Source organism: Rufibacter ruber (assembly GCF_001647275.1).
In the GTDB taxonomy this organism is placed as follows: Bacteria; Bacteroidota; Bacteroidia; order Cytophagales; family Hymenobacteraceae; genus Nibribacter; species Nibribacter ruber_C.
In genome coordinates, this window is the sequence record NZ_LRMM01000009.1 from 1 (window position 1) to 22,541 (window position 22,541).

A 22,541-nucleotide genomic window follows, 5' to 3' on the forward strand; every position below is an offset into this window, starting at 1 on the left:
TGGGGTTTTGAAGTTTAAACCTGGCTGATTTTGGACAATGTTGAGAACAGAAAACAGAAGATACGCGCTGCTATACCAGTTCGTTTTGCACCAGGTATTCGGCAATCTGAACGGCGTTGGTGGCGGCGCCCTTACGCAGGTTGTCGGCCACGATCCACATATTCAAGGTTCTCTCCTGGGTTTCGTCTCTCCTGATTCTGCCTACCAGCACTTCGTCTTTGCCGTGGGCATCTTTGGGCATGGGGTACTGCAGGTTGGCCACATCATCTACTACCACCACGCCTGGGGTTTCCTGCAGAAGACGGTACACGTCCTCCAGGGTGAAATCCTTCTCAAACTCTACGTTCACAGACTCAGAGTGACCGCCTACCACGGGAATGCGCACGGTGGTAGCGGTTACCTTGATAGAGTCATCGCCCATGATTTTCTTGGTCTCATTGACCATCTTCATTTCTTCTTTGGTGTAGCCGTTGGCCTCAAAGACGTCAATGTGCGGGATCACGTTCAGGTCAATCTGGTAGGCATAGGCTTTCTCGCCCTCTTTGCCGGCGCGCTCATTCATGAGCTGGTCCACGGCCTTTTTGCCCGTACCCGTTACAGACTGATAGGTGCTCACCACTATGCGCTTGATCTTGAGCGCCTGGTGCAGCAGGTTCAGGGCCACCACCATCTGTATGGTGGAGCAGTTGGGGTTGGCGATGATCTTGTCTTCCTTGGTCAGCTCTTTGGCGTTGATCTCCGGAACCACCAGCTTCTTGGTAGGGTCCATGCGCCAGGCAGAGGAATTGTCCACCACGGTGGTGCCGGCCTCGGCAAACTTAGGGGCCATCTCCTTGCTCACGCTTCCGCCAGCCGAGAAAATGGCAATCTGGGGCTTCTGGGCAATGGCGTCTGCCATGCTCACCACCGTGTATTCCTTGCCTTTAAAGCTCATCTTCTGGCCCACTGACTTCTCAGAGGCCACTAACAACAACTCGTCTACCGGGAAGTTACGCTCCGCCAGTACTTTCAGCATTTCGCCACCCACTAACCCGGTGGCGCCTACTACAGCTACTTTCATGTAAGGGTGTATCTAGATAATTAACAGTTCTATTGAGGTAAACAGGCGGTTGCTGCCAATGCTTGCCAATCTCTGTTTTGGCGCTATTTTCTGAAAATCAGGCCAAAAACGCGGGAGCCGCCTCCGCAAAGGAAACCAACTTTTTACAATAATTAAAGTAGATCTAGGAGATGAGGTCACTCTTTCTCATAATTCTTATAGGAATAGCAGGAATTTGTCAACTGCGGGCGCAGGTGCAGGAGTCTTTCTCTGACGGGGACTTCACCCAAAACCCTGCCTGGGTGGGGGATATCCCCCTTTTTCAGGTGAACGCGGCGCGGCAGCTCCAGAGCAAAGGTCCGGCCGTGACGGGCACCACTTTGCAGTTGGCCACGGCTAATCAACTGGCGGTGGGCGTGCAGTGGGAATATTACGTGCAGCTGGCACTGGCCACTTCCTCTGGAAACTACGCTGAAGTGCACCTGACAGCTGACGGCCCCGAGCTGAAAGGAAGCGTGCGTGGCTATTTTGTGCGCATGGGCGGCACAGAAGATGAGGTGAGCCTGTTTCGCAAAGACGGCAGCACCGTCACCAAAATCATAAATGGCCCTGACAAAACTATTGCCGCCTCAGACAACAGATTCTGGGTGCGGGTCACCAGAACCGCTACCCATGAATGGAGGCTGGAGCTGGATGTAACCGGTACCCGGCAAAACTATGTTCTGCAGGGCACGGTGCAGGATAGCAGGTATACCACTTCGGCGTACGCCGGAGTGGTGTTCAGGTACTCACAGGCCAACGCGCAGAAGTTCTTTTTTGATGATTTCATGGTGAGAGACGTTGCGGCCCCCTCTTTCATCTCAGTGGTGCCAGAAGGCAGCCAGGCGCTGCTGCTTACGTTTTCTGAGCCGCTCAGGGAGTCTGAGGCCAGAAATCTGGCCAACTACCGGTTGAACGGTAACCGAACGCCAGCTGCGGTTGTGTGGCAGCAGGCAACGCCGCAGCACGTGCGGTTGCGCTTTGATGAAGAGTTTGCAACAGGGAACAACGTGCTGGAGGTGCTGCGGGCGGTAGATACTGAAGGGAATATTGCCCAAAATCTTACCGGTTCTTTTGCGTTTGCCCCGCCCGCCGCCAAAGGCGATGTGGTCATTACAGAGATCTACGCCGATATAAATCCCTTACAGGATTTGCCTGCTGCCGAGTTCATTGAGATTTACAACCGCAGCAACAAGACCTTTAACCTGCAGGGGTGGAAATACTCAGATGCCACGGCCAACGCCGGCACGTTTCCGGCCTATCTGCTGAAACCGGAAACCTATATAATAATATGTGCTGCAGCTGACACTTCCCTGTACAAACCCTTCGGTTCGGTGGTGGGGTTGAACATATTTCCATCGCTCAATGACAGCGGTGATGATGTGGAGTTGTTTGATGCCGCCGGGCAGTTAATTGATCTGGTGCGCTACACCTCCTCCTGGTACCGGGAGGCGGCTAAGCGGGAGGGCGGCTGGTCTTTGGAACTGATGCAGGTGAACAGCCTCTGCACTGGTGCCTCCCAATGGAAAGCCTCTGAGAACCCGCGGGGCGGCACACCGGGGCAGCCTAACTCCCTCCGGCAGACAGATGCCGCCGCGCCCGTGTTACTGCAGGCCTTCGCCACCGGGCCTGAAAAGATTTGGTTGCAGTTTGATGAGCCGTTAGACAGCCTGGATGCGGCAGAGGTGAGCAAATATGCCGTCTCGCCGGGGGGTGCGGTAAGCAGGGTTCAGGTAACAGGGGCTTCTCTCTCTGAGGTTGAGCTAACCCTGGCCACCCCTTTGCAGCCCGGCAGCAGATATGTGGTGACGGTGCAGGGCCTGCGGGACTGTGCTGGGAACCGGGCAGTTGCCGGGCAGCAAAGGGTGGTGGTCTTGCCGGCGTCAGCGCAGGCAGGTGATGTGGTAGTGAATGAGATCCTGTTTAACCCCAGAACGGGTGGCGTTGATTTTGTGGAGCTGGTAAACAGAAGCGGCAAGGTGGTAAGCCTGCAGAACTGGCGGCTGGCCAACAGGGAGGCTGGGGGTGTGGCAAATGAGCGGGTGATCACGGCCCAGCCGCTGTTGCTGGAGCCGGGGCAGTACCTGGTGCTGACTTCTTCGCCCGAAGTCCTGCTGCGGGAATACCCGGCCGGGAACGCAGAGAGGTTCTGGGGAATGGGATCGCTCCCGTCTTATCCAGATGCCGCCGGTACGGTGGTGCTCCTGTTGCCAGACAGAGCCGTGGCAGATGAGGTGGGCTACCAAAGTTCCCAGCACTTCAGGCTGATCAGTGATGCCGAAGGGGTTTCGTTGGAGCGTATCTCGGTCACCGGCCCCTCGGTTGCGGCAAATTTCCATTCGGCGGCCACGCCAGTAGGCGCCACTCCCGGTTATGAGAACTCGCAAGCCCAACGTGTTGCCGCTACGGGCAAGTTGACCCTTACCCCCAAGACGTTCACCCCAGACGGTGACGGGCAGGATGATGCCCTTCTGCTGCAGTTTAACCTTCCGCAGCCCGGTTTTGCCGCTACCGTTACCATTTTTGATGCCCACGGCAGGCTGGTGCGGAAACTGGCGGGCAATACTTTGCTGGGCGCAGAAACGCTGCTGCAGTGGGACGGCCTCACTGACACCGGGGGCAAAGCTGCTGTTGGGTACTATGTGGTGCTGGTGGAGCTGTTCAACCTGCAGGGAGGCAGGGAGGTGCTGAAAGAAACCGCCGTGGTGGGTGGCCGTTTTTGACCTGTTTTCAGAAAAACAGGCCAAAAACAGAAAGCTGCGCTTGGGGCTGTTTGAAATCACCTTTCCTTTTCAGAATCTTTGTGGCCTAACCGCCCGCTCTGGGTTAATATTTGCGCCGTGGAGATTGTGTACCTGTGCCTGTTTGCCTTCTTGGCAGGTTTGATTGATTCTGTTGTAGGTGGGGGAGGCCTCATTCAACTGCCCGCCCTTTTTGTGTTTCTGCCCCACGTGCCTATTCCCACGGTCTTTGGTACCGGTAAGCTTTCCAGCATAGCCGGCACTACCGTTTCTATGTGGCGGTACGCGCGCAACGTGGAGATTAACTGGCGCGCCCTGCTGCCGGCCGCGGTAACCGCCTTTGTCTTCTCCTTTCTGGGGGCCCGCGCCCTCAGCCACTTTGACGCCGACCTGCTGCGGCCCCTGATTCTGGTTCTTCTGATCTCGGTGGCTGTTTACACCTTTTTTCGGAAAGACTTCGGGGCGATTCACTCCCCCAAGCTCCCGCCCGGCAAGGAGCTGTGGTACGGGGTGGCAGTAGGGCTGGTGATTGGGTTCTATGACGGTTTCTTTGGCCCCGGTACCGGTAGTTTTCTCATGTTCATTTTTGTAGGCGTTTTCGGGTTTAACTTTCTGGCGGCTTCGGCCTCTGCCAAAGTGGTGAATGTGGCCACCAATCTTTCGGCGTTGCTCTATTTTGGGTACAAAGGGTACATCCTGTACCATATTGGAATTCCCATGGCCGTGAGCAGTGTCTTGGGCTCCATGGTGGGGACCCGTATTGCGTTGGCGAAAGGCTCTGGGTTTGTGAGAAAGCTGTTTCTGGTGGTGGTGGCGGCCATTATTCTCAAGTTTGCCTATGATACGTTTTCATAATGCGCTGTTTTAGGCCTGTTTTTGGGAAAACAGGCCTAAAACAGCTACTCAATTGTGAGTATTCTTTTGCCGCCTGTTTGAAAGTTTCTGATTTATACAGAAGTTAGCATGTTGAGAAATTTAATTAAGACAGACAACAAAAAATCAGAATGAGAAAATCTCTACTTAAAAAAGTGTTATGGGCTCTACCCGTGGTGGGGCTTTTTCTAGCCTTGCCCTCTGCGCAGGCGCAGGATGAGGTGGGTGATTTTATCAGGGCTAACCAGAGCGATGCCAACAAGTTAATCAAAGCCTATGCAGATCCTGTGGGGAAGGCTTTGGGCCACAGCCTGAACGGAGGCTGGTTCAACTCAGGCAAAGCCATGGGGTTGGGCCGCTTTGACATCCGTATTTTTGGTACGGCCACCTTTGCCCCAGATGAAGCCAAGACCTTTGACCTGGCTACCCTTGGTCTGAGTGACCAGGTAGTGGTTTCTGGTAAGTCCACTACTGCGCCCACGTTCTTCGGGCGTGATGAAGACGGCCCTGAATTGACCATTTATGCCAAGACAAGAACACCTGCCGGGGTAGAAATAAAACAGGAGGTTGCCAGTTTCAACTCGCCTCCGGGTTCTGGGATAGATATATTGCCTTTCCCTATTGCGCAGCTAAGCGTAGGCCTTATCAAAGACACAGAGATTGCCGTCCGCTTTGTGCCGAATACCAAATTTGATGATTTTGAGGCCGGCCTCTGGGGGGTGGGTTTGAAGCACGGCATCAAACAGTGGATTCCGGTACTAAGCAAAGTGCCTGGTTTTGACATAACGGTGTTTGGCGGCTATACCAATCTTAAAAGTGCCTACCGCGGCATAGAGGTAACCCCTGAGGCTGCTGACAACCCTTCTGCTGCGCAGAGCGCCCCGGGCTACTATGATGGCCAGGGCATTGAACTGACCACTAAAGCCTGGACAGCCAGTCTGGTTGCCTCCAAAACATTAAGTGTGATCACCGGCTATGCCGGGATGAAGTATAGCAACGTGCAGACTGATTTGACAGCGGTGGGAAGGTATCCGGTTCCTTCTATCAGGTCTACGCCTCCTTACCAAAGGTACGTAGAAGATATCACTGAGCCCATTGATGTTTCCATGAAAGACAGTCAGTTTGGGCTGAATGCTGGCCTGCGTTTGAAACTGGCGTTCTTTTCAATCTACGGAGAGTACACTTTTGCAAAATACTCTACCGCTATGGCTGGGATAGGCTTCGGCTGGAATTAAAAAGTTAGGTTCCCAAACAGAAGAGCCCCCTGCTTTACATAAGCAGGGGGCTCTTCCTGTTTGGGAGTGGAGATATTTGGTGATTGTGTAAGTATAGAGTTGCTGTCTTGTGAATAGTGTAAAGTTATTTAATTATTGTTGTCATATTTTAAATATAAGCTAAACAAACTTTATTAAAAATAATAATAAGTCATAGAAGCGGGATGAAGGGTTACGTAGTCGGCTGAATAAAGTTGCTTGTTCTGTGAAAAATTAAATGTTAAGACTTTGTTAATATTGAGCCGGTGCTTATATTTGGTTATTAACAATAATTATCTACAAACAAACCTTAAAACCAAATGAAGAAAGCTTTACTATTCAGCTTCGTGTTTGTGTTAGCGCTTGTGGGGCAGGCGTGGGCGCAGAACCGAACTGTAACAGGACGAGTGACTGACGCGCAATCAGGAGAGGGAATGCCTGGTGTGACAGTTCAACTCAAAGGTACCAGTACCGCATCTCCAACAGATGTGAATGGTAGCTACTCTATCAACGTGCCATCTGCGGGTGGAACCCTGGTGTTCTCCTTTATAGGGTATACCAATCAAGAAGTGGCAGTTGGTTCTCAGTCAACTGTGAATGTGCGCCTGGCGGCAGATAACCGCCAAATCTCAGAGATTGTTGTAACCGGTTATGGTGTGCAGGAAAAGCGGGAAGTGGCTGGTTCAATTGCGCAAGTATCAGGTGCTTCTTTTGAAAATCAACCAATAGCTTCGCTTGACAAAGCCCTTCAAGGAAGAGCTGCCGGGGTGGTGGTTCAATCAGCCAACGGTTTGCCAGGGGGAGCTATTAATGTGCAGATTCGTGGAGTTGGATCTATCAACGCTAGTACTACTCCGCTTTATATTGTTGACGGTGTGCAGCTGAACGTGTCAGATCGTGCCTCATTTACCCAGTCAAATCCATTGGCTTCAATCAATACCAATGATATAGAGTCTATTGAAGTAATTAAAGATGCAGCAACGGCTGCTGTTTATGGTTCTCAGGCGGCTAATGGAGTTGTTATAATTACTACTAAGAGAGGTAAGGCTGGTAGGACTAAATTTACAGCAAATGTTTATGGAGGTGTGTCAGAGCCTCTTAAATACTTTGATGTGCTAAATACACAGCAACTTTATACCCAGAAAATAGAAGCTTATTCTAACTACGGATATAGCTTAGCAAATGCTAGAATTTTGGCTCGTAGAGATTTTGGGCTTGCGGACGCCGCCCCAGATACAGAAATTTCTGCTCTACCTACCTATGATTGGCAGCGTGAGGTTTTTCGTACTGGAAAAGTAAGGAATTATGAACTTTCAGCCAGTGGAGGGAATGAGAAAACCCTATTCTATATCTCTGGTGGTTATAATAAGCAGGAAGCGATAGCTACTAAAGCTGATTTTGAAAGGGCTACGTTACGAATGAATGTTAACCATAATGCTACGGATAAACTTTCTTTTGAGACAAACCTGAATCTGAGTACCATTTTACAAAATGCTCCTTTTACTGTTTCAGGAACATCTATTGGGGGAGGGCCTTTCGCTGCAAGCTTGATATTGCCATCTAACCCATTCAGAAAAGAAGATGGAACTTATTATGGTTTACCAGGTACAACACCTTCCTTTAGAGGTGTTTTAAATCAAAATGTTTTGGCTGTGAATGAGTTTAATGAGGCTACTCAGAGAACTAATGCGGTGATAGGTACGTTTGCTTTTGCATATAAAATTCTACCATCATTAAACTTCCGTTCTTCTTACAGCTTAGATTACAACTTGACACAAGGTTTCTCTTACCGTGACCCAAGAACTCAAGATGGCTTTGCTAGAAGAGGTTTAGCACAACAACAGTCTGATTGGAATACCAATTTTCAAACCGTGCAGTTATTGACGTATGGTGCCCGCTTTGCAGAAGTACATAAAGTAGATGCCCAATTGGGTTTTGAATACAGAAGTGACCAAAATGAAGGTTTCTCTGCCTCAGCAGATAACTTTCCTTCCTTTGAATTTCAAAACATCAACTCAGCAGCGAACCCGGTAAGTACAGGTGGTTTCCAAACGGGTTATAAGCGTACCGCTGTGTTTGGAACCTTAGGATACGTATTTAATGGCAAATATTCTGTTAAAGGTACCTTGCGGTATGACGGTTCTTCTAGATTTGGTGCTAACAACAGATTTGGTCTATTCCCGGGTATTGCAGCAGCATGGAATATTTCTGAGGAAAGCTTTATGGAATCCTTTGACTGGGTTAATAACTTAAAGCTAAGAGCAAGCTGGGGAAGGAATGGGCGTGATGGTATAGGTAACTTTGATGCCCGGTATTTGTATAGCGGCGCGGGTGTATATGGCGGTGCATCTGGTATAGGGCCAAGTGGCTTACCTAATCCAGATTTGAAATGGGAAGTGCGGGAAATGATTGATTTAGGTATAGATTTTGCTTTCTTGTCAAATAGGGTTTCCGGTACAATTGGTGGGTTCTTTGAAACCAATGACGATCTGTTATTCTCTCAACCACTGCCTACTACCTCTGGTTACTCATCAGTTAGAGTCAATGTTGGGGCATTGGAGCAAAGGGGGCTTGAGTTTGAATTGAATACAGTAAATCTAGATCTAAATGGTTTCCAGTGGAAAACCAATTTTAACTATACTTTTATTCACAATGAAGTAACTAAATTGTATGGTGGACAGCAAGTGCTGCCTTCTGACCCTTCTTTGCGTGTAGGTGAGGACATTGGTACCATCTGGTCTTATTCATATGCGGGTGTTAATCCAGCTACTGGCCGCCCAATGTGGCATGATGCAAATGGTAATATAACGTATCAACCAGCAGCTTCTACTGACAGAAGAATTATTGGTAGCACGCGCCCTAAACATACGGGTGGTTTGACAAATACAGTTTCCTACAAAGGATTTGACTTGGATTTCTTGTTCCAGTATCAGTATGGAAGAAGACAATCTGATGGGCAGGTGAACTTTTTGTTGGAGAATGGTACTAGAAACCTGAACGCTTTCACTGACATCTTCAATAGAAGATGGACAACACCTGGGCAAATTACAGATGTTCCAAGACCGTACTACACAGGTGCTGAAGATCAGGGGTCTAATCACATATTAGGTTCTACCAGAACATTCCGTAAGACAGATTACATCAGATTGAAAACAGTCCAGTTTGGGTATAATTTCACAGAAGGGCTGTTGTCTAAGGTACACTTAAAGTCTGGACGCGTGTATGTGCAAGGCACCAACTTGTTCACGTATGATGATCATTTGGGGTATGACCCTGAATATTTCGGTGAAGCAACTGGTATAGTTCCTCAGTCTAAAAATGTAACAGTGGGCTTGCAAATAGGCTTTTAATTATTATTAAAATGAAGAACAGATTTTTATATAAATTAGGAGTGATAGCACTTGCGTCAAGTATGTCATTCTCTTTTGTTTCCTGTGAAGATCTAATTGATCAGGATCCCGCTCAGTCCATAGATGCCGAAGGTGCCTTGACTGCCTCTAAAGATAATCTTAAAGCAGCGATTGTGGGGATTTACTCTCCGCTTAAGTCCACCACAAACTATGGTAATAGACTAATTACTCTGCCTGAAGCACTTTCAGATAATGGGAGAGCTACAAACCACTCAGGGCGTTTGGTGACTGAGGCTAGAAATGCAAGAGGTTCACATTTTACGCATTACGCCAATAGCTATAGTGCAATAAATAGGGCTAATCTGGTTCTAGAAGCAATCCCAAACATGGCTGACCCAACTGTTACTGAGGCTGAGAAAACAGCCTGGACTGGGGAGGTGAAATTTTTAAGGGCGTTGTATTATTTTGATCTAGTGCGCGCATATGCATATATTCCTGGTGCTATAGTTGAGGCTAAAAACAGAGGAGGGGTTCCTATCATAACAACGGCAATAAGAACTGCCGAAGGGGGGATCGCTTATAAGCCAACAAGAGCGTCAATAGATCAGGTTTATGATCTAATTTATGCTGATCTAACTGATGCAGTTGATAAACTAGGGAGCCTAGGTGCAACTAGTCGTCCTAATGTTGCCTCAAAACAAGCAGCGCAAGCACTATTCTCAAGGGTAGCACTTTACAGAAAAGACTGGAATAAAGTCATTGATATGTCTAGTGCAGTTATCACAGCAAGAGGAGGGACTTTATTAAATACAAGTAACTACCTAAATGGCTGGTCTACTGCAGTAAATCCAGAATCCTTATTTGAAGTAGAATTCAGGAATACTAATGAGAATATAGGTGTAAATGAATCCCTTCAAGCAACATTTACAACTATGACAATAAGAGGTACAAGGGTGTCAGCAGTAGGGTTTGGTGATCTGGTGCCAACTGATCCATTGTTAGCAGCACTAGGGGTAACCCCTGTGAGAAATGCAGCAGGTACAATCACTGGAGCTACCTATTCAAGCGACATTCGTGGCCGCCTTTTTGAAGCAGGAGGAACCGGTAGATCTACTGTGAATATTGAAACAACTAAGTTCATTGGTAAAAATGGAACTGTTAATTTGGATAACGTGCCAGTTTTAAGGATTGCAGAAATGTACCTGAATAGGGCAGAGGCTTATGCTGAGCTCAATAATAATAGCTTGGCGCTTCAAGATGTTAACACATTAAGAGTAAGTAGGGGCTTGCCTGCAATTGATATTGCTGTTGTCACTGGACAAGACATCAAAAATGAAATTATGCTACAGCGAAGAATTGAGTTCGCTTTTGAAGGTCACCGGTTCTTTGATCTTAAGAGAAAAGGGCTCAATATTGTAAAACCAGCCCAACCAGGTGTGCCTACTATTTTGTTTGAAGATGATGTGATTTTGCCAGCGATTCCAATATCTGAGACAGATGGCAATCCTGACTTTAAGCAGAACTTTGGTTATTAAAAACTTGACATTTAAGAGAATGAATAAATTAAATTTTCTTTTAGTTGCCATTGTGGCGTTATTCTCATTTTCATGCATTGAAAATGATGAGATAATATATGAAAAGAGTGTGGTAGAATTTGATGCGGCTACCTGGAATGCTAAATCAGTAGTTGATGGTGTCGCAAAGAATTATACGTTATTAACCAGGAGGCCTAATTATGGTCAATTAGTTTCTACTTCAAATCCTGCTATAACCAGAGCGTCAGGAACTATTACTTTGAGGGTTAATTTAGTTGGGCCTCACCGACCTGAACAGACAGAGGTTGCTTACAAAATAGTTGCTGAGGAGACTACTGCGGTTGCGGGTACTCATTATAGCCCTCTTGCGGGAAAAGTAACTATACCGGCAAATTCAAGTTTTGGTGAAGTTTCTATTCCAATTCTAAATCCCGGTGTTTCTTCTACTACAGCTGTAAGATTAGTCTTAGAGTTAGTAGGGAATGAAAACCTGCCAGCTAATGAAAATTATAAGCGTATAGGGATTTCTATTAATCAGCAGTAGTAATAAATTTTAAGCATAAAAAAAGGCTCTGAATATTCTCAGAGCCTTTTTTTTGTTAATAAGCATTCTTGACTATTGATTATATAATAAAATGCTGATTTTGAATCAGATAGCTTGTGAATTTGTTGTTGAAGGAAGTCGCAAAGGAATATTTATCTGTAAGCAGAAGAGAATACTTCTTCTACCTCAGTACTTTGGGGCAGCAGGTGTGTGTGGTTTGTTTAATTGACACATGATTTTCCGCAGAAGAGGTAGCAATGATGTAACATGTCTCTAGCCCGATAGTTAAGAAAAGTTATATATCACCTTATCTAACTATCTGGACTGAGGGAAAAGGCATTATGCCATTTATGTTGTGCTAAGCAGGGCGCAACTTCCTCTTTCCGGCCTGTTTTAGCCAAAATAGAGCAAAAACAGGAGTGGCCGCTTTTCAGTACCTTGCTGCCATGAAACCCAAAGCCATTTTCAACTGGAGCGGCGGCAAAGATTCTGCCTTGGCGCTTCACCGCGTGCAGCAACAAGACCAGTACCAACTGTGCGGCCTGTTGACGACGATGAGCCAGGCGCACCAGCGGGTCACCATGCACGGTGTGCGTCAGGAGCTCATGCAGGCGCAGGTCAGAGCGGTGGGGCTGCCCTGGAGGCCGATTTACCTGCCAGAGAACAACAGCATGCCCGTGTACAACCAGCAGATGCAGCAGGAGTGGCAGCAATTGAAAGGAGAGGGTATCACGCACGCCGTATTTGGAGATATTTATCTGGAGGACCTGCGGCAGTACCGCGAAGAGCAGTTGCAGGCGGTAGGAGTGACGGCGTTGTTTCCGCTGTGGCAGGAAAAGCCTGAGAGTATTCTGGAGGAGTTCTGGCGGGCGGGGTTCAAAGCCAAGGTAGTATGTGTGAACGCGAAGCTCCTGGACGCCTCTTTTGCGGGTCGGGAACTGGATGAACGGTTAGTGAAAGACCTTCCGGCGGGTGTAGATCCCTGCGGGGAAAACGGCGAATTCCATTCGTTTGTCTATGACGGGCCTAACTTCCGGCACCCGGTGCCAGTGCAGGTGGGGGAGGTGGTATTCAAAAGCTACGCCCCTGTTTCTAACCAAGATGATTGTTTTGTTTCGGTGCCGCCGCCCTCCTATGATACCGGTTTCTGGTTCTGTGATTTGCAAAGGAGGTAAGAGCCGGCATTGTGAAACAGAAAGCGGTTTTTTGTGGCTGTAAAGCCATGCCAGGCCCGTATGGCACCCCTGAAAGGGTAAAGATTCTCAGACTAATAGAGTTGAGTCAACTTGCAAAAGTGGATCTGAAGCTGCTGTCTGAGGTTTCTGGTGCACAACCAAGGCGTACCCCGTAGGCAACGCGGGCGGGTGCAGGGGCCATGGTGCCCCGCCTGTTTTTCTGTTTTTGGCCTGTTTTTCTGAAAACAGGCCAAAAATGCGTAGCTTTCTCTGCTAATTGGAGAGTCTATGCTGTATTTCCTGCTCAGGGTATTGTTAACGGCTGCGTCGCGCATCTATTTCAGGCGTATTGCCGTGCAGAATAAACAGTTGCTGCCAGGCAAAGGACCGGTGATTGTGGTGTCAAACCACCCCAACACATTCATGGACCCGGTAATCACCGCCAGCCTCATGAAGCAGAACATCTACTTTCTGGCTAAGAGCAGTTTCTTTAAACCCGGCTGGCAAGCCTGGCTGTTCCACCGGCTGTTCATGATCCCGGTGTACCGCCGGGAAGACGTGGGGGGCAATGTGAAAGCCCAGAATGACGCCACTTTTGCCAAGTGCTATGAGTTCCTGAGCGGCGGCGGAACCTTAATGGTTTTCCCGGAGGGCAACAGCTTTATGCAGCGCCGCCTGCGGCCCATTAAAACCGGTACTGCCCGCATTGGGCTGGGGGCCGAAGCCCAGCATGGCTTTAACCTGGGGGTGCGCATTGTGCCGGTGGGCATTAACTATGAAGAAGGTTCGCGGTTCAGGAGCGAGGTATTTGTGAAAGTAGGGGAGCCCATTGTTCTAAAAAGCTTTCAGGAAGCCTATGAGCAAGACGCCTTCAAAGCCGCCCAAACCCTCACTGACCTGCTTAAGGAGCGCATGGAGGAACTGGTGATCCATACTGAGACCGATGAGGAAGATGCCCTGGCTGCCCAGGTGGAGGCCGTGTACCAGAAGACACTGGTAGATGAGCTGGATCTGGCGCCCACAGAGCCGGAGGAGAAATTTCTGGTGACCAAAGGCATTGTGCAGAGCATTCAATACTTTGAGGCGCGACAGCCCGAGCGGGTGCACCAGCTGCGTACCGAACTGAACGATTACCTGCAGCACCTCAAAAGTATTGGGCTGCAGCCCGAAGCTTTGAAAGCGACCCCCAAAACCAGCCGGGTGGCATGGGGAACCGTGCAAACGCTGGTGTACCTGGTGCTGGGTTTGCCGGTTTACCTGTTTGGGCTGGTGCACAACTACCTGCCGTATATTCTGCCAGCCAAAATTGCACGTGCGCTCACCAAAGATATTGAGTTTCACGCGCCCATGATGATGAGCATTGGCATATTCACCTTTCCGCTGTTCTACGCCTTGGTAGGGTGGGGAGGGCACCACTGGTGGGGGCTCTCTGGCTGGGAGCTGGTAGCGTATCTGGTGGCGCTTCCCCTGACCGGCTTTTTTGTGCTGCACTACTGGCACCGTATTCAAGTGGCACGCAGGCATTGGATTTTTTTTACATTGTTCTATAAACGCTCTGTTGTTTTGCAGCACTTGCTAGCCCAAAGACAGAAGCTCATGGCAGATCTGGAAGGCGCGCGGGGGGAGTTTATGGCCTCTTTTTCTGAAAATAGCCCCAAAATAGGGCCCGTGTAAATCAGCTACGCTACTGTTGCCGGAGAAAGAAAAAAATAGTTAAATTGAACATTTCCGGAAAGGTAGCTGTTGGCGAGAAAAGAAGGGCATTTTACGAGGTTGCTTTTCTATAGGTTTCAAAGAATTTAACTTTTTTTTCTGATGCGCCAGCTTTCCAACTTCCTCCTCCTGTTCGTATCCCTCGCCTTTGCCTCGTGCCAAAGCACAGATGATCCATTAAATGAAGCGCTGAACTCGCCGCTGCCCGCCTCTGCCAAATTTCTGGCACTTGGTGACTCTTATACCAAAGCCGAAGGAATAACTCCTAATGGGCGCTGGACCACGCAACTCTCCCAACTCCTGAGCCAGGAAAACATTGAGGTGGGCGAACCCCTGGTGATTGCCGAATCTGGATGGACTACCGCTGATTTGTTAAAGCGGCTACGGTCAGTGAGCATCCCTAATGACTACGGCATGGTGACGCTTCAGATTGGGGTGAACAACCAGTTTCAGGGCCGCAGTTTAGATGAGTTCAAGAATGAATTCAAGACTCTGTTGTCTATTAGCACCACCCTGGCGCAGAAGAACCCTAAAAATGTGCTGGTGCTGACCATTCCAGATTGGGGGGCCACCCCGTTTGCCGCTGGCCGTAACCGTGCCCAAATCACTGCGCAGGTCAAAGCGTTCAATGACGTGATCAAGGCCGAAGCTGCCGCCAAGGGGGTGGCCGTGGCAGATGTGAATGACCTGTCGCTGCTGGTGCTTCAGTCTCCAGACATGCTGGCCCCAGACCAGCTGCACTACAGCAGTAAAATGTATCTCCAGTGGGCGCAGCGGGCACTGCCTTCGGCCAAAGCCATAGTAAACGAATAACTTCTTCTCCGCTTCTTCATTTTTGGAACGGAATATGTATAGGTGCTTTTGCCACCGTGGCAGACATGTTATACCCATACCGTTAGTACTATGAAGTTGAGAAAAAACTACGCAAGCGTTGTGTTGATGGCCGGATTTGCTGTACTAGCTTTTGTTCCCGCCCAGGCCCAAACCAAACAAGTTGCCGCCCCGCTCCAGGGTAGGATGGTGGCCATGGCCGCCCCCGGCAAAGAGACGCCGGTCATGCGGCGGGAGACCCTCTCTGGGCTGGATCTATACCCGGTTCAAAAGAACGATGACGCGTTCATGCTTTCGTTTCAGCAGGAAATGAAGGAAGCCGGCACCCTTTATTTTACCAACGCCTCTGGCAAAGTGCTGTTTACCAAACCCATTGCAGCCGGTGACCATACCCTGGCAGAGCCCATGAGCATTGGCAAACTTAGGGCCGGTATTTACCTGGTAGAAGTGAAAACCCCTACCACCGTGTATTGGAAGAAGGTACGGGTGAAGTTGAGATAGAAGGGAAGAAAGCATGAGCATGGGGCTGTGGCGGATATTTCGGCACAGACCCATGCTTTTTTGCAGGTGATAGGAGCTCACGAACAGAAACAGGCCTGTTTTTTTTACTTTCAACCGGTGGGGGAGGCAGCCTGTCTGCTGGGCGCTTCCGGTTCACACGTCAGCTCCTATCCAGTTGATGATGCAGAGCATGTGCTTGAATTTTGTAAAGTGGTTGGTTTACCAGTTGAATTCCAGCTCAATCAAATCAGAGAGGCCGTCATCACTGTCTGCCACCGCCACCGCCGTCAAACTTCTGTCTGAGGTGTTCTTCAGGACACTGATTGATTCAATTTTACCTTTGTAGGAAGTACCGTTCGCCTCAGTGATGGGGCTCACCAGGCTGGGCCTGGAGGGCTGTGAGGCAGAGGTATGGTACACGTTGAGCCAGCCTACCATGCTGCCGTACACTTCCCCGTCCAGCACGGCGTTGGGGGTTTCTTCGGCAGAGGCCGTGAACAGCAGTTTGCCGCCAAGGGCAGAGGCTACCCCAGAGAAGCCGGTTTTGATATTTTCCAGATCAGGCAGCGCCCACGTCTGCACCTTGTACGGTTTGGGGGCCGCGGCTCTGCCTTGCAGGAACGGGGAGACAGAGGCCATGATGTAAATGAGCACCGCGTTGTGCCCCTGGGGCGAAAACCGGTGCAGCAGGTACAGGTATTCCTCATCGGCGGCCACGCCTTCAATGTTCAGGGAGGCCCCTCCTACCACCGCGGTGTCAGTGCTCAGGCTTTTGTAAAGGCTAGCGAGCGAAATAGCCTGGGGCGCGCCTGCCCCCTGGCTGGAAATAGGCACCAGATAGGCGTGGTTGCGCTTGTCAGTGGAGCCGGAGCCAAGCACCAGCAGGTACGGCTGGCCTTCCAGGGTAAGGGAGGTAATTGCCTCCAGGTCAGGCTTGACCGGCTTGGGGATACGGCCGTTCTGCAGGGCGCTAGACGCGAGTAACGCCGTTTTCTGTATAATTTCATACTGCGCGTTCAGGCAGAAAAGGTACGGCGAGTCGTCGCCAATCACGTAGAACCGGTTGCCTACCCGCTCAATGCCAGACGCTGACGGTATGCCCTTGAGCTCCATCTTTCTGGTGATCACCGCAGACGGGGCAGGGGCAGATGACTCTGAGGGGGATTGGCAGGCGGTGATGGCAGTCATAGACAGGGACAGGGCTGAAAAGAGTACGTTAAGCTTCTTCATCTCTAGTGTTACGCAGCCGCCGGAAAGACAGCGGTAGTTAAAAGTTTGTGAATGGCCGAACAAGGCTACTGTTTATCTTACGTGCCGTCCGAAAAAACTGCGTAGCTGTTGCGGAGATTTCTTGCCATGCAACTGCTATGACGGTAGCAAAAAACACCTCTGGCAACAAAAAACACCTCTGGCAACCCTGTCCTGGCCCTGGGGCTTAGAAGCGATCCCACAAATGCCTTGGCTTTGCTTTACGAGTTCCGCTTCCCGGTCAATGTCTTCTGTTTTAGGTCTGTTTTCTGAAAAACGGCCCTAAAACAGAAAAGCAAGTTGGCCTCACTCCCTTTAGGCAGTTTACAGTTTGCTTTTGCAGGCGAAAACCGGGGGCAAAGGATTCTTCGGTTGCGTTTTTAGAGCGGCATACCAGCGCCATGGGGCGAGGCAACCGCGAGATCAGGTACTTTTGTTACCTGTTTGCAGCGCGAAAGACAAATGTAAACAAGCTCTTAAAAGACAGTTTCTATATGAAAAGACACCAACTATGCCCTTAAATGAGTTTCTCAGTGGCGGCGGAGAAAGTTTCTGTTTTGGGTCTGTTTTCTGAAAAACAGCCCGGAAACAGGATTATACCAGTGCCAGTTCTTCCAGCACCTGCCGCGCCCTGAGGCAGCTGGCTTCCTTGTCTTTAATTTCCAGCATAATGTCCACGTCCAGACCCTTGAGGTGGGTGAGAAACTCCCGGAACAAATCTGTATCTAGGCTGGTGGTGTGCTTGCCCTTGCGCTCACCCATAGATTGGGAACTGTAGTCCATCATGAGTACACCGTCTGTCTCAAGGTGCCAGGTGCCGGCGGCCAGTTGCAGGGCATCGGCCATGGGTTCGCCTTGGTTCAGGCACTCATGGTGAAAATTGTCAAACAGAATGGGGATACCGGTTTCGCCGTGCAGTTCCAGGCAATCACGCAGGCTGTAGAGGCGGTCATCGTTTTCCACCACCAGGCGGGCTTTCACTTCTTCGGGCAATAGGTTTTGGTAGGTGTGAATAAAGCGTTTTAGGGCCGCGGGTTTGTCGCCGTACACGCCACCGGCGTGAATCTGCAGCTTGGCCGTGGCGTCCAGCCCCATCAGATCCATGACGCTGCCCTGGTAGACCAGTTCGGCTATACTGCTGCGCACAATGCGCTCGTCTGGCGAGTTGAGCACCACAAACTGGTCTGGGTGCATAGAGATGCGCATGCCGTGCTTCTTTATGAAATCGCCCAGCCGCCTGAAGGTTAGCTTGAAATGTTCCTGCCAGTTGTAGGTGTTCACGGCATGGCTGGCAAACGGCACCAGCCCAGAGCTCATCCGGAAGAACAGGAACCCGTGCTCCAGGTTGTACTCCAGAATACGGCGCAGGCAGGCCAGGTTCTTCTCTACCGTTTCTACCAGCCGTTCTTCAGAATACGAGGCCAGCCGGAACGTGCCAGACGAGCTGCAGTCCAATGACTCATTCACGCAAGGGTATCCAATCTTCATGTTCCAGAGGTTTACGTACAGGTAACCATTGCCCACGGGCAGATGTTTCTGGTTAGTAAACGGCGGGGGAGAAGATGGGTTCTGCGCCGGGGGAATGGTGTTTTTGCTGTTTTTCTAAAAACAGGCCAAAAACAGAAATGGGTGAACCCGGGCTATATCTCAAATTCTCCGTTTGCAAGCGCGGCAAAAAAGCCTATTTTTGCGTACAGTTTAACAGAGAGCGTACATCTTTCACATAATCCACTACACATGAGTGTTTTAGTAAATAAAGATTCCAAAGTGATTGTGCAGGGCTTTACCGGCTCAGAGGGTTCTTTCCACGCACAGCAGATGATTGAGTATGGCACCAACGTGGTAGGTGGCGTAACCCCGGGCAAAGGGGGCTCTACCCACTTAGACCGTCCGGTATTCAACACCGTGGCCGAGGCCGTACAGAAAGCAGGCGCCAACGTGTCCATCATTTTCGTGCCACCCGCATTTGCCGCTGATGCCATCATGGAAGCCGCCGATGCCGGGATTGAAGTGATTGTGGCCATCACCGAGGGAATTCCGGTGAAAGACATGGTAGCCGCTAAGAACTACATCAAAAACAAGCCGGTGACCTTGATTGGCCCCAACTGCCCAGGTGTGATCACGCCAGGCGAAGCCAAAGTAGGCATTATGCCCGGTTTCGTGTTCAAGCCCGGTAGAATCGGGATTGTGTCTAAATCCGGTACGTTGACCTATGAGGCCGCCGACCAGATTGTGAAAGCCGGTTTGGGTATTTCTACCGCTATTGGGATTGGGGGTGACCCCATCATTGGCACGCCTACCAAAAATGCGGTGGAGCTGTTAATGGAAGACCCAGAGACCGATGCCATTGTGATGATTGGTGAGATTGGCGGGAACTATGAGGCCGTTGCCGCGGAGTACATCAGGTCAACCGGTAACAAAAAACCAGTGGTTGGTTTCATTGCGGGCCAGACTGCTCCGGCCGGACGCAGAATGGGCCACGCCGGTGCCATCATTGGCGGTGCCGATGACACTGCCGCCGCTAAAATGCGCATCATGCGCGAGAACGGCATTCACGTAGTGGATTCTCCCGCTGAAATTGGCGAGACCATGGTACGTGTGCTGAAAGGCGAAGCTGCCAACGCATAAGCACAATATCAATCAGATATAAAAAAAGGCTGTCCTGCAAAGGACAGCCTTTTCTGTTTTGGGGCTGTTTTTGAGAAAACAGCCCCAAAACAGAACCTAGACGTGACGGTATGCCAAACGTGTTGCTTTGGCCATTGGCACTTTACTTAGAATTGGCCTGGCTCACTGAGGCAGCGGCTGGTTGGTTTTGGTGATAGGTGGAGTAGTTGACCTGCAGAGCGTCTAGGTGCTTCAGGTTCTGCCCCAGCCTCTGGGTGAAGTCAGCGTAATCTTTGGCTGCTACCGGTGTCCAGGCTACCTCGGCCAGGGCGCAGGCGCGCGGGAACGCCATGTGCTCCACGTGCTCCTTGGTGGGGATGTATTCGGTCCAGAGGTTGGCTTGTACGCCCAGCACATGCTTGGCCTCGTCTGGGGTGAGCACCGCCGGCACCGGATTGTACGAGTACACTTTCTCCAGCGAAGAGAAGCCGCCAATGGCCAGCGGTTCGGCCTTGCGGCCTTCTTTGGTCTGGTAGTGGTCAAAGTACAGGTGCGAGTTGGGGGTCATAATCACATCATGGCGTTCTTTGGCCGCGGCAATGCCGCCTTTCTCACCGCGCCAGCTCATAACGGTGGCGTTGGGAGCCAGACCACCCTCCAGAATTTCGTCCCAACCAATAATGGCGCGGCCTTTGGAGTTCAGGAATTTCTCCATGCGCCTGATAAAGTAACTCTGCAGCCCGTGCTCGTCTTTGAGCCCGTGGTAGGAGATAAGCCCTTGCGCATACGCTGACTTTTTCCAGGCGTCTTTGGGCGCCTCATCGCCGCCAATGTGAATGTACTTGCTGGGGAAAATAGCCATCACCTCGGTCAGGACGTCTTCCAGGAACGTGAAGGTGTTCTCATTGGGGCAGTAAATGTCTTTGAAAACGCCCCACGTGGTGGCTACGGTGTAGGTGCTGTCTTTGCAGCCCAGCTCCGGGTAAGCGGCCAGCGCGGCGCGGGAGTGGCCGGGCATTTCAATCTCAGGAATGACGGTAATGAATCGGTCCTGGGCGTATTTTACCAGGTCTTTGAGTTCTTCCTGGGTGTAGTAGCCGCCGTGGCGCTTGCCGTCATATTTCTTCTCTTTGTCGCGGGAGTGGCCCACCAGGGTCTCGTTCCGCCAGGCGGCAATCTCCTGCAGTTTAGGGTATTTCTTGATTTCAATGCGCCAGCCCTGGTCTTCAGTAAGGTGGAAATGGAAGGTGTTGATTTTGTAAAAGGCCAGCAAGTCTATGTAGCGTTTCACGAAGTCAATGGGCTGGAAATGGCGGGCCACGTCCAGCATCATGCCCCGGTAGGCAAAGCGCGGCGCGTCTTCAATAGAAACAGCGGGCACCTCTATTTTCTTCAGACCAGCGTTCTTTTGCTCAATGGCGGCAGGCATGAGCTGGCGCAGCGTCTGGATGGCCAGAAAAGCGCCTTTGGCTGTCTTAGACGTCACCTTGATTTCTTTCTTGGTCACCTCCAGTTTGTAGCCTTCGTCATTGGTAATGCTATTGTCCAGGGCAAAGGTGATGGTGTTTTTCTTCGCGCCAGCGCTGTAGTTTAGCTTGTAACCGGCTGAATTTTCTACCAGGTTCACCAGAAAATCTGTGGCGGTTTTCAGGTCTGGCGCAGAAGAACCTAGTACAATCTGAGTCTTGGCATTCAGTTTAAAGTGGCCTTTGGCGGGGGTGAGTTTCACCGGCTTGGGAATGATGGCGTACCGGCTGGCGTCCTGGGCGTACGCGGCCCCGGCCAGCACCAAGCAAGCCGTGAGCAGGAGGAAAAATTTAGACAAGGTTTGTTGCATAGTTTGGTAGTTCTTTTTCAATATTCAATTTAAGTAACTGGCGGTGAAAGCACTGTGCCTAATTTACCAAATAATTGATGAGTTGGGCAAAAAGAGAAACAAGTGAACAGCGGAAGCTCCAGGGAAAAACAAATTTCTGTTTTCGGGCTGTTTTGAGAAAAACACCGAAAACAGAAAAACTTCTCATTGGAATTGCGAAATCCAAGTTGCGGTTTTCACCTCTCAAAAGTGAAACCCACCCCTGCCTCTCCCAGGAGGGGAATTGGCTGCTTGAGTAGAAAAAGCGAAGGCTCAATGTTCTCCATCTCTCCTAAAACGCTCTTCCGGATTTCTAATCCGGAAGCAGGTACTTCGGGGATTTGCAATCCCCGTGCCTGCGCTTTTGAACAGCACGCACCGCGGATTGCAAATCCGCAGGATACCAGATTCGGGATTGCAAATCCCGAATAGCAGAACGGAGCTAATGGAATGATAGCACACCATTCTGCCTTGGTACGACAGGAAAAGTGTCCACGGCTTCTCTAAAGCACAACGAGGGTGACGTTTCTACTTAAGGTAATTACCTTTTTTCAACACGTCGGCCCACTTCTGGTAGCCGGCCACGGTCAGGTGCAGGCCGTCATGGGTGTATTCTTTGACCAGACGCTTGTCACTGTCCAGGAAGTGCGGGTGTAAGTCAATCACCTCAATCTTCTCTTTCTTGGCCAGGTCTTTAATGCCTTGGTTCACGGCGGCAATATGCTCGTCTTTGTTGTAGTGGTTCTTGAACTTGTCAAAGGTATTGTTCACCGGCATGAGCGTCTGGAAGTAAATCCTGGTCTTGGGTGAACCGGCTTTGATGCGCGCCACCATTTTGCGGTGGTTGGCGGTAATTACGTGGTCCGGAATGTTGCGCGAGATGTCATTGATGCCAATCAGGATGAACACTTTGGCGGGTTTGCCTTCAATGACTTCGTCCAGGCGCTCCAGCACGCCAAACGTGATGTCCCCCGAGATGCCGCGGTTTTTCACGTTAGACATACCCAGCAGCTCAGCCCAGTCAGTGTTGGCGGTAATGCTGTTGCCCAAAAACACAATGTCATTGGCCGCGTTTGGGTATGACTTGAATTGGGCCACCTTCAGCTCATAGGCCGCTGGGCGGTAGGTGCTGTCCCACTTGGCAGCAGTGGTTTGGGCCTGGGCCTGAAAACCCAGCAAGAGCGCGCACAGCGCGGAAAGGAAAGTGCGTTTCAGTTTCATATATTTTGTTTGCGTG

16 protein-coding genes are annotated in these 22,541 nt (G+C 50.3%); 11 read left to right on the forward strand and 5 right to left on the reverse strand.

The window, feature by feature from the left end; translation table 11 throughout:
- Window positions 1-70: 70 nt before the first annotated feature.
- Window positions 71-1,060 carry an aspartate-semialdehyde dehydrogenase gene (locus A8O25_RS05270; RefSeq protein WP_066831819.1) on the reverse strand — a complete coding sequence of 330 codons (990 nt, stop codon included), beginning with the start codon at window positions 1,058-1,060 and terminating at the stop codon, window positions 71-73.
- 170 nt (window positions 1,061-1,230) lie between these two features.
- Between A8O25_RS05270 and A8O25_RS05275 the strand changes: the two genes are divergently transcribed.
- From A8O25_RS05275 to A8O25_RS05320, 10 genes are all read left to right on the forward strand, one after another.
- On the forward strand, window positions 1,231-3,801 hold the full coding sequence (locus tag A8O25_RS05275; RefSeq protein WP_082893465.1) for a lamin tail domain-containing protein: 2,571 nt from the start codon (window positions 1,231-1,233) through the stop codon (window positions 3,799-3,801).
- A gap of 117 nt (window positions 3,802-3,918) precedes the next feature.
- A complete protein-coding gene (locus A8O25_RS05280) occupies window positions 3,919-4,674 on the forward strand; it encodes a sulfite exporter TauE/SafE family protein (protein WP_066831998.1) in 756 nt (251 codons plus the stop codon).
- A 149-nt stretch (window positions 4,675-4,823) separates the two neighbouring features.
- Window positions 4,824-5,927 (forward strand): DUF6588 family protein, encoded by a 1,104-nt coding sequence (locus A8O25_RS05285; protein WP_153042601.1) that lies wholly within the window; start codon window positions 4,824-4,826, stop codon window positions 5,925-5,927.
- 338 nt (window positions 5,928-6,265) lie between these two features.
- Complete coding sequence (locus tag A8O25_RS05290) at window positions 6,266-9,295, forward strand: SusC/RagA family TonB-linked outer membrane protein (RefSeq protein WP_066831823.1); 3,030 nt, start codon at window positions 6,266-6,268, stop codon at window positions 9,293-9,295.
- 11 nt (window positions 9,296-9,306) lie between these two features.
- A complete protein-coding gene (locus tag A8O25_RS05295; RefSeq protein ID WP_066831825.1) occupies window positions 9,307-10,830 on the forward strand; it encodes a RagB/SusD family nutrient uptake outer membrane protein in 1,524 nt (507 codons plus the stop codon).
- 4 nt (window positions 10,831-10,834) lie between these two features.
- The gene (locus A8O25_RS05300; protein ID WP_161947700.1) at window positions 10,835-11,374 is read left to right on the forward strand and encodes a DUF4843 domain-containing protein; all 540 of its coding nucleotides are present in this window, start codon (window positions 10,835-10,837) and stop codon (window positions 11,372-11,374) included.
- A 446-nt stretch (window positions 11,375-11,820) separates the two neighbouring features.
- Window positions 11,821-12,549, forward strand: a complete 729-nt coding sequence (locus A8O25_RS05305; RefSeq protein ID WP_066832000.1) for a Dph6-related ATP pyrophosphatase — start codon at window positions 11,821-11,823, stop codon at window positions 12,547-12,549.
- A 288-nt stretch (window positions 12,550-12,837) separates the two neighbouring features.
- On the forward strand, window positions 12,838-14,223 hold the full coding sequence (locus tag A8O25_RS05310) for a lysophospholipid acyltransferase family protein (protein ID WP_066831829.1): 1,386 nt from the start codon (window positions 12,838-12,840) through the stop codon (window positions 14,221-14,223).
- A 141-nt stretch (window positions 14,224-14,364) separates the two neighbouring features.
- Window positions 14,365-15,075, forward strand: coding sequence for an SGNH/GDSL hydrolase family protein (locus tag A8O25_RS05315; protein ID WP_082893467.1), 711 nt, complete (start codon window positions 14,365-14,367; stop codon window positions 15,073-15,075).
- 90 nt (window positions 15,076-15,165) lie between these two features.
- Window positions 15,166-15,594 carry a T9SS type A sorting domain-containing protein gene (locus tag A8O25_RS05320; RefSeq protein WP_066831831.1) on the forward strand — a complete coding sequence of 143 codons (429 nt, stop codon included), beginning with the start codon at window positions 15,166-15,168 and terminating at the stop codon, window positions 15,592-15,594.
- A gap of 219 nt (window positions 15,595-15,813) precedes the next feature.
- Here A8O25_RS05320 and A8O25_RS05325 read toward each other — a convergent pair whose 3' ends face one another.
- A complete protein-coding gene (locus tag A8O25_RS05325) occupies window positions 15,814-16,824 on the reverse strand; it encodes a DUF6929 family protein (protein WP_082893468.1) in 1,011 nt (336 codons plus the stop codon).
- 612 nt (window positions 16,825-17,436) lie between these two features.
- Window positions 17,437-18,330 carry a UV DNA damage repair endonuclease UvsE gene (gene uvsE / locus A8O25_RS05330; protein WP_066832009.1) on the reverse strand — a complete coding sequence of 298 codons (894 nt, stop codon included), beginning with the start codon at window positions 18,328-18,330 and terminating at the stop codon, window positions 17,437-17,439.
- A 249-nt stretch (window positions 18,331-18,579) separates the two neighbouring features.
- On the opposite strand from uvsE, the gene sucD reads away from it, so the two are divergent.
- Window positions 18,580-19,470 (forward strand): succinate--CoA ligase subunit alpha, encoded by an 891-nt coding sequence (gene sucD, locus A8O25_RS05335; protein ID WP_066831833.1) that lies wholly within the window; start codon window positions 18,580-18,582, stop codon window positions 19,468-19,470.
- Window positions 19,471-19,612: 142 nt separating this feature from the next.
- Here sucD and A8O25_RS05340 read toward each other — a convergent pair whose 3' ends face one another.
- Both A8O25_RS05340 and A8O25_RS05345 read right to left on the reverse strand, forming a co-directional pair.
- Window positions 19,613-21,274, reverse strand: coding sequence for a beta-N-acetylhexosaminidase (locus tag A8O25_RS05340; protein ID WP_206598654.1), 1,662 nt, complete (start codon window positions 21,272-21,274; stop codon window positions 19,613-19,615).
- A gap of 558 nt (window positions 21,275-21,832) precedes the next feature.
- Window positions 21,833-22,525 (reverse strand): GDSL-type esterase/lipase family protein, encoded by a 693-nt coding sequence (locus A8O25_RS05345; RefSeq protein ID WP_066831837.1) that lies wholly within the window; start codon window positions 22,523-22,525, stop codon window positions 21,833-21,835.
- Window positions 22,526-22,541 lie beyond the last annotated feature (16 nt).